The organism is Salipaludibacillus neizhouensis (genome assembly GCF_002886185.1).
GTDB classification, from domain to species: domain Bacteria; phylum Bacillota; class Bacilli; order Bacillales; family Salisediminibacteriaceae; genus Salipaludibacillus; species Salipaludibacillus neizhouensis.
Genome location: NZ_KZ614146.1, coordinates 1,860,246 through 1,872,459, shown reverse-complemented (window position 1 = coordinate 1,872,459; position 12,214 = coordinate 1,860,246). Strand labels below are relative to the sequence as shown.

21 protein-coding genes are annotated in these 12,214 nt (G+C 35.1%); 11 read left to right on the top strand and 10 right to left on the bottom strand.

All coding sequences use genetic code 11. The features are described from left to right. Positions 1–38: 38 nt before the first annotated feature. The 4 genes from CEF18_RS08700 to CEF18_RS08685 form a co-directional block, all read right to left on the bottom strand. A complete protein-coding gene (locus tag CEF18_RS08700) occupies positions 39–437 on the bottom strand; it encodes a hypothetical protein (RefSeq protein WP_110936102.1) in 399 nt (132 codons plus the stop codon). A gap of 285 nt (positions 438–722) precedes the next feature. Next, positions 723–1,259: a ribonuclease H-like YkuK family protein gene (locus CEF18_RS08695; protein ID WP_110937635.1), complete on the bottom strand. Its 537-nt coding sequence runs from the start codon at positions 1,257–1,259 to the stop codon at positions 723–725. 349 nt (positions 1,260–1,608) lie between these two features. Further along, positions 1,609–2,463: a metallophosphoesterase gene (locus CEF18_RS08690; protein ID WP_223292273.1), complete on the bottom strand. Its 855-nt coding sequence runs from the start codon at positions 2,461–2,463 to the stop codon at positions 1,609–1,611. Next, positions 2,450–3,079: a class I SAM-dependent methyltransferase gene (locus tag CEF18_RS08685; RefSeq protein ID WP_110936100.1), complete on the bottom strand. Its 630-nt coding sequence runs from the start codon at positions 3,077–3,079 to the stop codon at positions 2,450–2,452. Before CEF18_RS08685 ends, CEF18_RS08690 begins: the two co-directional genes overlap by 14 nt. Positions 3,080–3,273: 194 nt before the next feature. Between CEF18_RS08685 and CEF18_RS08680 the strand changes: the two genes are divergently transcribed. The 9 genes from CEF18_RS08680 to CEF18_RS08640 all read left to right on the top strand — a co-directional run bounded on the left by CEF18_RS08680 (position 3,274) and on the right by CEF18_RS08640 (position 7,024). After that, positions 3,274–3,489, top strand: a complete 216-nt coding sequence (locus tag CEF18_RS08680) for a spore germination protein (protein WP_110936099.1) — start codon at positions 3,274–3,276, stop codon at positions 3,487–3,489. 297 nt (positions 3,490–3,786) lie between these two features. After that, complete coding sequence (locus tag CEF18_RS08675; RefSeq protein WP_110936098.1) at positions 3,787–4,008, top strand: spore germination protein; 222 nt, start codon at positions 3,787–3,789, stop codon at positions 4,006–4,008. Between the two features lie 12 nt (positions 4,009–4,020). Then, on the top strand, positions 4,021–4,239 hold the full coding sequence (locus CEF18_RS08670) for a spore germination protein GerPB (protein WP_110936097.1): 219 nt from the start codon (positions 4,021–4,023) through the stop codon (positions 4,237–4,239). A gap of 34 nt (positions 4,240–4,273) precedes the next feature. Then, positions 4,274–4,891 (top strand): spore germination protein GerPC, encoded by a 618-nt coding sequence (gene gerPC / locus CEF18_RS08665; RefSeq protein WP_110936096.1) that lies wholly within the window; start codon positions 4,274–4,276, stop codon positions 4,889–4,891. A 2-nt stretch (positions 4,892–4,893) separates the two neighbouring features. Beyond that, a complete protein-coding gene (locus tag CEF18_RS08660) occupies positions 4,894–5,070 on the top strand; it encodes a spore gernimation protein GerPD (protein ID WP_110936095.1) in 177 nt (58 codons plus the stop codon). A 13-nt stretch (positions 5,071–5,083) separates the two neighbouring features. Continuing rightward, positions 5,084–5,497, top strand: coding sequence for a spore germination protein GerPE (locus tag CEF18_RS08655; RefSeq protein ID WP_110936094.1), 414 nt, complete (start codon positions 5,084–5,086; stop codon positions 5,495–5,497). 30 nt (positions 5,498–5,527) lie between these two features. After that, on the top strand, positions 5,528–5,959 hold the full coding sequence (locus CEF18_RS08650; RefSeq protein ID WP_183040924.1) for an Hsp20/alpha crystallin family protein: 432 nt from the start codon (positions 5,528–5,530) through the stop codon (positions 5,957–5,959). A gap of 251 nt (positions 5,960–6,210) precedes the next feature. Then, positions 6,211–6,729: a phosphatase PAP2 family protein gene (locus CEF18_RS08645; protein ID WP_110936092.1), complete on the top strand. Its 519-nt coding sequence runs from the start codon at positions 6,211–6,213 to the stop codon at positions 6,727–6,729. A 103-nt stretch (positions 6,730–6,832) separates the two neighbouring features. Then, a complete protein-coding gene (locus CEF18_RS08640) occupies positions 6,833–7,024 on the top strand; it encodes a hypothetical protein (protein WP_110936091.1) in 192 nt (63 codons plus the stop codon). A 51-nt stretch (positions 7,025–7,075) separates the two neighbouring features. On the opposite strand, the gene CEF18_RS08635 is transcribed toward CEF18_RS08640, so the two are convergent. The 4 genes from CEF18_RS08635 to CEF18_RS08620 form a co-directional block, all read right to left on the bottom strand. Further along, positions 7,076–7,570: an MgtC/SapB family protein gene (locus CEF18_RS08635; RefSeq protein ID WP_183040925.1), complete on the bottom strand. Its 495-nt coding sequence runs from the start codon at positions 7,568–7,570 to the stop codon at positions 7,076–7,078. 91 nt (positions 7,571–7,661) lie between these two features. Continuing rightward, complete coding sequence (locus CEF18_RS08630; protein ID WP_110936090.1) at positions 7,662–8,666, bottom strand: LLM class flavin-dependent oxidoreductase; 1,005 nt, start codon at positions 8,664–8,666, stop codon at positions 7,662–7,664. A gap of 48 nt (positions 8,667–8,714) precedes the next feature. Further along, positions 8,715–9,113, bottom strand: a complete 399-nt coding sequence (locus CEF18_RS08625; RefSeq protein ID WP_183040926.1) for a DUF2203 domain-containing protein — start codon at positions 9,111–9,113, stop codon at positions 8,715–8,717. A gap of 25 nt (positions 9,114–9,138) precedes the next feature. Then, positions 9,139–9,474 carry a hypothetical protein gene (locus CEF18_RS08620; protein WP_110936088.1) on the bottom strand — a complete coding sequence of 112 codons (336 nt, stop codon included), beginning with the start codon at positions 9,472–9,474 and terminating at the stop codon, positions 9,139–9,141. Between the two features lie 133 nt (positions 9,475–9,607). Here CEF18_RS08620 and CEF18_RS08615 point away from each other — a divergent pair, with 133 nt between their 5' ends. Beyond that, the gene (locus CEF18_RS08615; RefSeq protein WP_110936087.1) at positions 9,608–9,841 is read left to right on the top strand and encodes a group-specific protein; all 234 of its coding nucleotides are present in this window, start codon (positions 9,608–9,610) and stop codon (positions 9,839–9,841) included. 56 nt (positions 9,842–9,897) lie between these two features. Here the strand turns inward: CEF18_RS08615 and CEF18_RS08610 are convergent, their stop codons facing one another. Next, complete coding sequence (locus CEF18_RS08610; protein WP_110936086.1) at positions 9,898–10,350, bottom strand: cupredoxin domain-containing protein; 453 nt, start codon at positions 10,348–10,350, stop codon at positions 9,898–9,900. Positions 10,351–10,535: 185 nt separating this feature from the next. Here CEF18_RS08610 and CEF18_RS08605 point away from each other — a divergent pair, with 185 nt between their 5' ends. Continuing rightward, complete coding sequence (locus CEF18_RS08605) at positions 10,536–11,219, top strand: M50 family metallopeptidase (protein ID WP_183040927.1); 684 nt, start codon at positions 10,536–10,538, stop codon at positions 11,217–11,219. 152 nt (positions 11,220–11,371) lie between these two features. Here the strand turns inward: CEF18_RS08605 and CEF18_RS08600 are convergent, their stop codons facing one another. Beyond that, positions 11,372–12,118 (bottom strand): Cof-type HAD-IIB family hydrolase, encoded by a 747-nt coding sequence (locus CEF18_RS08600; RefSeq protein WP_110936084.1) that lies wholly within the window; start codon positions 12,116–12,118, stop codon positions 11,372–11,374. Positions 12,119–12,214: the final 96 nt, after the last annotated feature.

Below are 12,214 nucleotides of genomic sequence, written 5' to 3'. Positions count from 1 at the left end.
TTATTCTGGAAAAATACATTGTTATTAATAAACTAAGTTCAATATGCCGATGCGTTTTGTACGATTTCAATGTCTAGTTTTCCGTTTTCATCCACTGATTTTATTGTAATTTCAGCTTTACCAGAATACCCTTTTTCAAAATAGCCAATAACATATTCTGTGTGTAATTTTTCTTCCTTATCTTTATATTGTAGTTTCATCGCATTTTCCACAAAGGTCTCGGTCGGATTTACGTTAAGTTTATATACTTCCCCTTGTTCAATTGAAGGTACGATTATATCTGACTTTATATGATCATAAGTTAAGTATATACCTGATATCTCTTTATTTGTTTCATTTATGACTTTAATATCAAACCCATCTTGGGCAAATATATATTTAGAAAGTCCTATAAAGCCTAGTAGCAGAATAGTTATTATTACTAAAAACTTTTTCATTGTGTTTCTCCTTAATTTACGGCTTTGTTATCATAAAATATTACTTTTTTAGAAAGTGACCCCCAAAAATATTTCCGGTATTTGGAAAATGTTTTAAAGAAGCTAAAGGCGAGGACTCTAGCGGGATAAGTAATAGTCTAATACCCTACTGCGATAGGTTTTATCCAATACATGCCACCATGAAGAATAATACCATATTTATCATAGTAAAAACACCCTTTTAAAAAAAAGGTATCCCTCTAAACAATATTTAAGGCACTCTCCCTTTCATAGATCAAGCAGAATTTATTTTGTATATCTATTTGCATAACCACTTGCTACGAAGGAATCTGGTTTTATTTTCGGGTCCATACCAATCGATTCAATTCTTGATACCATTTCCCGAACATAAATTCTTGTTTTGTTTCTTTCTCCAGATCCAATGTCAATGTGCCCTTCAATGGTAAAGGACGATCCTTTGTAAATGTATGGTAAAACAATATTTATTAGTTCGTCTTTTCTTTCGGGTGTGAAAAGAGAAGCTACTTCCTCAGTTAAAGATGTCTCATATGATATTCTTTCATGTAAATTTGTCATTTTTCTAGAGACTACGTTTCTCCGTAGGCAGGCCCATGCGCCTTTTCCTTCTTGTTTAATAACAATCCCTGTAATATATCTTGTGCACCTAGGGTGAATTTGCGAATCCGTTCCTACCATCAAACGATAATTTCCATTTGGGTTTCGTTTCATAAAACGAACGATTCTGTTGAATACATGGTCGAAAGTCATATTTTTTTCTTGAGAATTTTCAAATGAGTAGTTCAATACGGTTAAATTTTTCATCATAACTACACCTGCATCTTTCTTTTCAATAGGCTTTGTTACATGGAAGGCTGTTTTCGGCAATTTTGGCGTTGCAAACAAAAATCATTTGTTGTGGGGACAAGTTTCCCTCTTAATCAATTGTTGACAGCATTCGGATTTAACAGAGCCTTTATATTATTAAAAGATTAGTTTCAAGAGGTGAATGAGCTCGTTTGAATTAGCAATACTTTATTTATATGCTTCTTCTACTGGAATTGATTTAAGAGAAAAAGACTACAAGGGTTACCTTGTAGTCTTCTTAGGATATGTTAAAAATAAAAAAACATCCCTTTAACTATATCTTTCACAAACTTTAATCTAAACAAAATTATCTCATTACGGATAATTTTGTTACAATGATTTCCGGTCTGTTGAAAATTCTTTGCGGAAAAAGACTGTTACCAAGTCCCCTGTTGACAATCAATGTGGAATTCTTTTCTATATTTATACCTGAAGTATAACGAGGTAAAAATCCTTGATGAGGAGCAAATAAGCCCCCTAAAACGGGAAATCTAAACTGGCCCCCGTGAGCATGTCCTGAAAATATCAGATCAATGTCAAATTGTGCATACAGTGACAAAAATTCTGGACGATGTGATAATAATATTTTATAGCTACTCTTATTATCTATTTCTTTAAAAAGGGTTCTTAATGTCTCACCAGTTGATTGTCTTTCTCTGATAGGTTCGGCCAAGCTTGACGGATCATCGATTCCAAGTAAATGAATGATCTCATCCCCAACGACAAGCTCTTTATAGGTGTTTCTCAGTACGTGAACACCAAGATTGATTAAACTATTCTCGAATTCATGAAAGTGTCCTGTTGCCCATTCATGATTACCGGTCACATAATAGACTGGAGCAATTTTAACTAATTTCTTCATAAGAATTAAACTTATCTCTGGACGGTAACTTCTTTTATCAACTAAATCGCCTGTAAAAAGAATGATATTAGGGTTTGCATGAATCACCTTCTTCACTAACTTACTATGATTTTTTCTGAAAGATTTATTATGTAAATCTGACAGCTGAACAATGTTGAAATTATCAAAGCTTTGTGGAAGCTTCTCTGACTTAATAGTAATTTCACTGCTTGAAATGCGATTGTTTTGCTCATAAGAAAAACAAACAATAGAAGTTAACGCTGCACCTATAGTGACAAGCTTTTTTCTAGATGTTTTCAATCTCGGACCGCCTTTCATAGTCATTACTTATTATTGAAGCTTCAATAACAAGAAAGATTTTCTTATAATGTTTTTCTATCATATCGACTTGAAGCCCTGTTTGTTCGATTAATTGAAGAGTATTTCGATTTAGATGACACCCGTCACATATATGTTTCCAAAAAGGAGTCAACCAATCTTGAAGCGAACCGAAAAACTTATTTTCTAAGCGGACATGTTCAAAAAGCAGGATTTTTCCATTTGGTTTACAAACTCTTCGCATTTCTTTTAAAGCTTGCTCAGGATTAGGAATAGTACACAGGACCAAAGTTCCTACGACCGTATCAAAAGAATTATCAGCAAATGGTAGTTTTTCACCACTTGCTGATATTACTTCTATTGGAACAGAGGCTTTTTTTATCTGGATAAAGGACTGTTCCTTCATTTGCGTTGCCGGTTCAACTGCTACGACCTTATCGGCATGTTTATAATAAGAGAAATTAAATCCTGTTCCAGAACCTATTTCCAGAACCTGCCCCTTTGCATTTAAAAGCAGTTCTTTTCGGATATTTCCGAAGCCTATTTTTTCCAATGGCTTCATAAGCGGGTTATAAAGTTTCGGGAACCAATTGCTCATGCCTTACCTCCAAAATCAGTGATTGTATAGTAATACTAACATGTTCAAGGCGCAAAATATTAAAAGAAGTTCTCATAATTCAAATTTATATTGTAGGTGTGAGCGAAAGATAATACAACTATTAGCTGAGATGTAACCATTTTTCTGTGGCAGAATAAAAATATAGAAATACAGAAATTGAAAAGGGTGTTTCTATGCCTTCAATTGTCGGTTCCTTTAAAATTAACTCAAATGGAGGAGTCATTAACTTCGGCGATACTCAAAATATTTCTCCAAAAAGCACTACAAAATCAGTTTCTGGTTCTGGAGCAGGTAATACGGGGGATTTTATCGTGACCAATAACGGAATTAACATAAACAATACAGCAGATCCAGATGTTGTAGATCAAAATCAAACTGGTAATGCTTAAGGGGAATGAGACTTAAACAAAATTCTCCTTTGAAGACTGGAGGATAAGCAATGAGTATTAGCTGTAATAAAGGAGGTAGTAGGAATAAACGCATCGATTAAATTCAGTACTAAGTACTATTACTACTCTCCCCTCCATCTCCTTCTGGTTTTATCTCTTCGTTGATAAATTCTTAAAATGATTCCATTATTCCTATATCCCCTCTCAACTATTCCTTTTTACTTAATAATATGAACAATTTTCACGGATTTACATAGGCTACTATAAGTTAAACAGTTTATTAAAGGATGATTATTTATGCCAGCTTTGGTAGGTGCCGTGAAAGTAATAGCTGTCTCGAGCAGTGGCGTGTTTAATATAGGTGATGTATTTACGATTGCCCCCGTTAGCACCGCTAAAACATTTGCAGGATCCGGATCATTTAACACAGGTGATGGTTTAAGGGTTAGAAACAATCAAAGTTCCACCAATACGTATGACAGAGATGTAGCGGATTCAAATGTCAGTTCAGTTATTTAAAAGGAGGAAAGTATGAACTTCCACATAAATCAAAATATAACGATCCACAATTTGAAAATTGACGGGATAACGAACTCTTCTGTATTTCAAATTGGGAGTGCTGGAATTATTAAATCATTATCTAACCTTTATAATACAGGAGGATTTACTGAACCGGCACCGGGAGCTGAAACCTCTCAGGAAGCACCTGAGGTAACTCCGCTCGTGCCTCTTGCTCCTCCTACTGGTTAGATTTTTAAAGATGATAATTTAAGGAGGAGGTTGTATGTATAATAATAACCCAGATGTAATACAGCAAATCCAACAATTGTATTGGCATTTAAACTCCCAATATGAAAGGATTTCTAAGCTTGAGACAGACAATGAGCAACTCAAAAATGAGATGGCGACTTTAAAAGAAAATCATGTTTCACGAGTTGACAGGATTGATTATAAATTTGATCAATTAAAAATTGAGCGACTGGAAGGTACTTTGAATATCGGTCTCAGTCCAAATCACGGTCAAGGGACTATTGACGATTTTTCAGTTAACCAACAAGATTTAAATGTACCTCCTGTTAAGCAACAGAATTCAGAGTTTTTCAGAACTATTCAAGAACAAGTGCATGAGTACCTTAACGAGGAATCATTTCGGGATATTGAATCAATTGAAAATCAATATAACAAGCCATTAAATAATGATTATCGCGAATACATTGTTGAAGACATCAGAAAACAAATAGATAGTCGAATAGAGCATTACTTAAGCAAAACCGACCTGAATAATTTAACTCAAGAAGAAAGTGAAAGACTCAAAAACATGACAATAAGTAAAGTAAAAGAAGACATTCATAATACATGTGTAGAATTTGTCAGGCATTTACCAAGAAAGGAGAATGAATAGGCATGAATTTTACCGTCGTAAACAAACAAGTATGTGTAGACAATGTTCGAATTATTGGTGTAACTAGTTCATCGGTTTTTCTTGTTGGAGATACTGATTCTATATCATTATCTTCTGTTTTTGATACACCACCAGAATCGTTAATTATTGGACCGTTTGTTCCACTTTCCCGGTCGTAAGGAGTTATATAAATTGTTTAAAAGAACATCGATTGTTAATAAGATACATGTTACAGATGTTTCCTTGAACTCTGTTTTTGAAATTGGTGACTCATGGAGTATCAAACCTCGTGCAAATGCCTTGGCTGTACAACGAGAATTTGAACGGTTTTACGGGGACGAAGGTGACTTTGATGCTTATCCTATTTTTACAATGCCTTTACCGAAAGCGCTTATTAACGAGCATATTAATTTTACTAGAGTTAATGATTCCTCTTCGATTTATGTGAACAAAATTGATATTACGAGTGTTTCAGCCTCTGGAGTTTTACTCATCGGGTCCACTAAAGTAATTGACGCAGAATCAAGAGTGAAACATATTAGACAGTTACAAGGAGATCCAAATTCGGATATAGGGCCGAGCAATAATGTGAATGCGAAAGCCTGAAATAAATTAACCTGTAAAGAGGTGAGATTTTTGGAAGATTATTCGCAAAATTGGAATAAACCTTTTAAGAAATTTTTCGAAGATGATTTTTGGAGTAGTTTTAATGGCATTTTTGATGGTAATGATCATCATCAACCAAAAGCAAACGTATATGAATCTGGAAATGAATTAATTTGTCTCATTTTCTTGCCAGGAATAAAAAAACTAGATGATATTCGGTTGAATATCAATGAAAAAACACTGGAAGTCAGTGGTACTTCTAGTCTCGAAAATAACGGTTTTCACTTAATTCAAAAAGAACTTTATGAAGGTCCTTTTAAACGAATTGTAGAGCTTCCTTTTTCTGTTAGACGAGATAAAATGGATGCTTTTTACCAGCGTGGGCTTTTAACGGTTCATTTGTATCGCTTAATCGAAAACAATAAGTCTAATCACGGGGTTTCCATTCGAGATGAAGACTAAACATTTGGCTCATTTTATAGAAATGAGCTTTTATTTATGGATAATTTATGGTGGAGAGCTATCTTTACGCCAAGCGTGTCTAAGAAAACCCATCCTTCTATTTTCTTGAGAACTCATAACGCATAGACATTTTTTTCTGTCGTTTATACAATCTTTGTAAAACCTTCATATGAAAATTATATTATCTTAAACTAATTTCTATATGCTTAAGATGAACATAATGCTGGTTAAATTAAAAGGAGGTTTGACACGTGATAAGATCAAGGGAGTGGATTATTCACACAGATCTTGCTCTGTTTCGGATGATGAATCAATCTCATTCAATGTACCATAAAGGAATGACATTGGTTACCCATTTAGGAGGGGGCATTTGCACAGTATCATTAGCATGCCTGTTTCTACTATTTGCACAAGAAGCATGGCAAATTATTGCTTTTCAGTCTGCTGTGGCGTTACTCGTTAGTCACACAACGGTGTATCTGATAAAAAAACAATTCTCACGACAAAGACCTTACCTTACTAACAAGTGTTCTATTGTTGCTGCAAATCCTCTAAAAGACTCGTCTTTTCCGTCCGGTCACACGACTGCGATTTTTTCTTTTACTACCCCTATCATGATTTATGCTCCCGTTTTTATACCATTTCTTCTTATAATTGGTTTACTTGTAGGTGTTTCTAGAGTAGCCTTAGGACTTCATTACCCTTCTGATATTATAGTTGGGGCAGCCTTAGGGTTTCTTACTGCCCTATTAGTTCAAATCATTATGTAATTCATTGAATCGTTCATTTTCCAGAAATGATTATTTCTTTTATTTAATTTTTTGTATTAAAAACTATTTGGGGGAGAAAATAATTCTCGGGAGGTGATATAAGATGTCAAACAACAATGCAAACAACAACAATGCTAATAACGCCAACAATAATGCTAAAAACGCAGCAAATGCTAAAAACAATCGCAACAACGAATTAAACGTAGACAATGCAAACGTAGAATTTAGTGAGGAACTCTTAAATCAAAACAACAAGAGCAACCAAGCAGCTAATAACAACCAAGATAACTGCTAGGCTATTTGGAGCCGAAATGAAGTCTAACTTCTTTCGGCTCCTATTTCTTATTTAATCTTCCACATCCTTTTCACTTAGCCATTTTGATTTTTCAAGCCAATTTCCGAATCGGGCTAGAATAAAACTTACGAATACAGCAAAAAACACGATTTCATAAAATCCAGCACCAATCCCTATCCCTACACCTCCGGCAAAGAGAATCATAGCTGCCGAAGTTAAACCTTTGACATGTAAACCTGTCTTGAGAATAACACCGGCACCAAGGAAGCCTAAACCAGTAACAATTTGAGCCGCTAGACGCATTGGGTCCATCATTGTTCCCATGTCAGGCTGACTGAACTTATCTACACTATATATTGAAACTAGAGTAATGAGAGTGCAAGCTATGCTTACATACATATATGTTTTTACCCCGGCAGGTTTTTGTTTGGAAGATCTGTCCAATCCAATTAAAAAACCAATAATTCCACTGATTAATATTCTTAAATACATAGAACTATAATTGGAAAAACTCTCAATAATATTGCTAAAGATTTCATTGAACATATATTACGAACTCTCCTTCCCTTTTATTAAACACATTGTTTATTTAAAAAATATGATGAAGAGAATTTACGTATAAATTAGAACGGAGAGATTACTTTATGTAAAGAGCAAGTTCTTCTGCTATAAGTTCATAGGATTTAAGTCTATCCTTATAACTATGTGTAATCGTTACAATCATGATTTCATCAGCCTTGTAAGTTGATTGTAAATTCCGCAGTTGCTCTATAACATTCCTCACATTTCCGATAACCATTCTTGAACGAAGGTTTTCGAGTATCTTTTTCTCGTCCTTATTAAACGAATAAGCTCTTGCCTCTTCTACTGATGGGATACCACTGGTAACCCCTCTACTTGCTTGAATACTCCAAAGTAAGCAACTCAATGCTATACGATAAGCTTCTTCTTCCGTTTCTGCACATATAACCGAAACAGCAACAATTACTTGTGATGGTTGCCCGGAACTATTTACTCTAAAATGCTGTCGATACTGTTGGACAATACTTGGGCCATCTTTTTCGGTCATAAAATGCCCAAATGCATAGGAAAGACCTTTCTCAGCAGCTAGATTAGCACTCTTTCCACTTGTACCAAGAAGCCAAGTTTCCGGATTGACATCAGGTATTGGTAGAGCATTTAATTGGGCAAACTGATGATCATTAGGAAAACTCCGATTTATGAAGTATAGAAGCTCTTCCACTAGTTGGGGGGTTTTTCGGACATTTTCTAGAAAGTTGCCTGATAGTGCGATCATTGCTTCTGCTGATCCACCAGGTGACCTACCAATTCCTAAATCCACTCTTCCCGGAAATAGTGTAGCTAGTAAATGGAAAGTTTCAGCAACTTTATAGGGCTTGTAATGTGGAAGTAAAATCGCTCCTGCTCCAATTCTAATGGATGACGTATTAGCACCAATGTAACCTAACATCACCTCAGGAGAAGAGGTTGCAAGGGCAGGATAATTGTGATGCTCGGCGATCCAGTACCGTTTATAACCAAGCTTTTCTCCTTCCTGAGCAAGTAGCATCGATGCTTGGAGAGCATCTGAAGCGGTAGCACCTGATGAAACTGGCGATTGATCTAATATACTTAAATTCATAATTTTCTCCCTTTTACATATACGTTTAGATAATCGAAATTATTTTTGTTATTCTAATGGTTTTCTACCCGAGTATCCATCCTGTAAACTGTGATAATACGCAATATGCGACTCACCTTCCTTCCAACATAGGAGAATCTCTTCATCGTTATGAATTGCCGGGAAATCCACTAGGGCAGTTTCTATTCCTTTTAGTTGTGCTCCGGTTAACTGGACATTATTGACATGTAATTGTACTTGCATCTCAATAAATTCTATTTCACTTTCCATTTTAAAAAGACTGTCAGTATCATTTCGTACCTCAAGCTGCATAGAATGTTTGACTCTTTCCAGTTTTTTTAATTTTGATTCAAAATCTTGTTGCAGCATTTTAAGTTCGTTAATTTCTTTTATGATAGTAGGTAAAAGTTCATTCGCTTCTTTTATTGTAAAATATCGTGTAATCATGGTTTCTCCTTTCTTCTCCATAGTATTATTTTACTCTTAATTTGAGTGGTACGGTTTGGTTCTTTGAACTTACACAAAGATTGTTAAGATCATGAATCTGTCTAAGTAAATCTTTCTCATCGAAGGGATGCTCGGGCATTTCCTCTAACTGTTTTAAGGCCATTTTTTTAAATTTTAGGAAGCCTTGCTTTTTACCTTTTGAGAATTGTTCGGCTAATCCTGATAAGCTAGCAAATAACTTTGCTAGTTTTCTGTTCTCACCATTTAACAACATATCACGTCCGATATTGTGTCCTTGGACATAATCCTCTTTATCATTAAAAGCAACTAGAAAAGCATCTAATCTAGCTTGACTATTCACTATTACAACACCCCCCTTGATTTTAAGGAAAATAAAATTAAAAAGATCTTTCTATTACTATACCCGAAACTCTTCCTTTTTCAACATCTTTCCTCCATACTATTCATAATAACTAAATCGGAGGTGATGATGAATGGGTGAATGTAAATTAGACCATTCTTTGGAAGATGTCACGCAGAAACTAAAAGATCAGAGTAGTTTTTTACCAAATGAAGTGGTTCAAGAATGGCATACATTTCTTGAGAAAAATTTGACGCAAGAAACATTAAATGTTTCATTCCACCTATTAAAAAAATATGACTTGGCGACAGATCTGGAAAAAAAAGAGCGTGAACAACAAATGGAACACTTGTTTGGCGCTGACTAAGTTTAAAGAAGGTGTCTGGAAAGGTAAAAATACCTTACCAGACACCTTCAATGCTCTTATTTCACTTCAAGGTAAGCAACCATAGGTCCATTATTTTCAATCGAAGAATGAGAGGTGCAAACTAACCGGTAAGTTCCCTCCTCGTTAAATTGAAGATTCAATAAAGTTTCTTCGCCCTTTTTGACTGTGCCCTTGATATCTGTACCTTCAATGATAAAAGGGTGTTCCATTCCATTGACTCCATAAATGCTTAACGTTATGGGCTCCCCCTTCGGCAAATGAATGTGTCCAGGATCCCATCGATACGTTTCAATTTCTTCGCCATCTTCTGTCTCAGATTTGAATTCACCAGTAACAAGATTTATCTGCATTTTTTCATTTGTGTGAGGTACACCCTCGTTGTCTGCTCTTCCCTGGGCGTTCATGAAAGTTAAATAACCTCCTAACAAAATGGCCAAACAGATTAGTCCAGAAATAACATAGATTTTTTTAGTGACAAATATTTTCATTTCATAGCCTCCCTTTATAAGAGCCTATTCATAGGAGAAGAAAACTTGTCTACATTATTGTGACAAGCCTGAATCTTATCTAAAGAAATATGCTATAGGAAACTATGACGATTATTTTTAAGGGTATAGATTGTTTTCTCTGTTATAATAACAAGGAAATGCTTACAAGAGTGGAGTTATGTTTAATGTTGGAGTATATTTTATTTTTTTCTGTTATAGCAACGATTTCATTTGTGCCGATTATTGGTCCTTATATTTCGATGTTCAATACGATGGTTCATGAGAGTGCACACGCACTTGTAGCTACGTTAACTGGTGGACAAGTTGTCGCAATATCTATTTTCAGGAATACTTCTGGTCTTGCTGAATTCCGTCATAGAAGTTGGTTTGGCCGTGTTCTTACTTATGCAGCTGGATACCCGTTAGCCTCTGTATTTAGTGTGGCCTATTTATATGCCTTATCGATGGATCTCTTCCTCTATGTGGGGATGGCTATTTTTTTATTGCTAGCATACAATTTGTTATTTTGGGTCAGAAACCTAGTTGGCTGGATATGGGTATTAACTGTGATACTTGGATTATCTTTTCTTTATTATAATGAATATATGTATTGGTATGAGATCGTGCTAAATATTATTGGTTTATCTCTTTTAGTCCAAGCTTTTATTACATGCTGGATCATTTTCGTCTTAAGTGTGAAACAACGCGATCAAGCAGGAGATACGACAATGTTAGCAAAATCAACGTTTTTACCAGCCAGCTTTTGGGGGTTTACTTTTCTAGCTCAAGGCACAGTCTTTTTTATCATGGGCAGTTTAATTTGGTTTGGCTTCGATCCAGTCAAACGAATAATAGAAATTGTCTTTTGAACAGCAAATATATTTTAAGTTATCCGTGACTACTCGCTTTCCGTGAACGATCCACGGTCTCCTGGAGCGGAACTAAAGCTCTGGCGGCTTGCCTGGATCGAAAGCCTGCAAAGAATTTGAATTACCTTGTTCTTTCAGAGCAAAAACCAAACTTATTGAAGGACGAATTTAGTGATAGCAACTGCAACGCCATCATCTGTATTATTAACCGTTGTCCAGTCAGCTACATTCTTTACAGCCTCTTGAGCGTTCCCCATCGCAATTCCAATTCCAGCCTCTTTTATCATGGCTAAGTCATTAAGACTATCTCCCATAGCCATAACATTATCCATTTGAATACCTAACTCTTTACATATTTTCTTCAAAGCATTTGCTTTGTTTACTCCAGCTGGATTCACTTCGATATTCGTTAAACTTGAATTTGTTATTTCAAAAGTTTGGTTTTGTGTTAAAATCGTCATTATTTTTTCTCTTATTTGATCGTCGTCCACATCAAACCCAAATTTCAACCAATCATGTAAAGCAAGCTCCTCGGGTATTTCATTCCGATATATATGATTAATACTTGTTGACCAATATTTTGTTCTATATTTATTTCTAAGAGATGTTAACATCTCTATTTGCTCTAACGTAAAAGTCGTACGTTCTATCAGATCTCCTGATGTATGCCAGATTTCACTGCCATTCACGGTAATTAAATAAGAGGTCAGGTTTAATAAATCTGAAAACGGACGGCAAGTCATGATTGTTCGGCCAGTACTTAAAACAACTGGAATTCCTCTATTTAATACTTCGGCGATAACTTGTTGATTCTTTATTGAGATTTCAAGGTCATTATTTAACACTGTTCCGTCCATATCTAAAGCAATAAGTTTCACATTCTTATTTAATACACTCAAATTTAACACTACTTTCTTTTTTACTAGTTTTATAGCCTATATAACAAGAAGACCACTGTTAAACATAGACAGTGGTCTTCTTACATTACTATTTTT

Coding starts and splice junctions, on each gene's coding strand:
- CEF18_RS08670 (WP_110936097.1), top strand. CDS start 4,021: ATGAACTTCCACATAAATCAAAATATAACGATCCACAATTTGAAAATT.
- CEF18_RS08630 (WP_110936090.1), bottom strand. CDS start 8,666: ATGAATTTAAGTATATTAGATCAATCGCCAGTTTCATCAGGTGCTACC.
- CEF18_RS08660 (WP_110936095.1), top strand. CDS start 4,894: ATGAATTTTACCGTCGTAAACAAACAAGTATGTGTAGACAATGTTCGA.
- CEF18_RS08680 (WP_110936099.1), top strand. CDS start 3,274: ATGCCTTCAATTGTCGGTTCCTTTAAAATTAACTCAAATGGAGGAGTC.
- CEF18_RS08700 (WP_110936102.1), bottom strand. CDS start 437: ATGAAAAAGTTTTTAGTAATAATAACTATTCTGCTACTAGGCTTTATA.
- CEF18_RS08685 (WP_110936100.1), bottom strand. CDS start 3,079: ATGAGCAATTGGTTCCCGAAACTTTATAACCCGCTTATGAAGCCATTG.
- CEF18_RS08675 (WP_110936098.1), top strand. CDS start 3,787: ATGCCAGCTTTGGTAGGTGCCGTGAAAGTAATAGCTGTCTCGAGCAGT.
- CEF18_RS08605 (WP_183040927.1), top strand. CDS start 10,536: ATGTTGGAGTATATTTTATTTTTTTCTGTTATAGCAACGATTTCATTT.
- CEF18_RS08695 (WP_110937635.1), bottom strand. CDS start 1,259: ATGAAAAATTTAACCGTATTGAACTACTCATTTGAAAATTCTCAAGAA.
- CEF18_RS08635 (WP_183040925.1), bottom strand. CDS start 7,570: ATGTTCAATGAAATCTTTAGCAATATTATTGAGAGTTTTTCCAATTAT.
- CEF18_RS08610 (WP_110936086.1), bottom strand. CDS start 10,350: ATGAAAATATTTGTCACTAAAAAAATCTATGTTATTTCTGGACTAATC.
- gerPC (WP_110936096.1), top strand. CDS start 4,274: ATGTATAATAATAACCCAGATGTAATACAGCAAATCCAACAATTGTAT.
- CEF18_RS08625 (WP_183040926.1), bottom strand. CDS start 9,113: ATGATTACACGATATTTTACAATAAAAGAAGCGAATGAACTTTTACCT.
- CEF18_RS08615 (WP_110936087.1), top strand. CDS start 9,608: ATGGGTGAATGTAAATTAGACCATTCTTTGGAAGATGTCACGCAGAAA.
- CEF18_RS08640 (WP_110936091.1), top strand. CDS start 6,833: ATGTCAAACAACAATGCAAACAACAACAATGCTAATAACGCCAACAAT.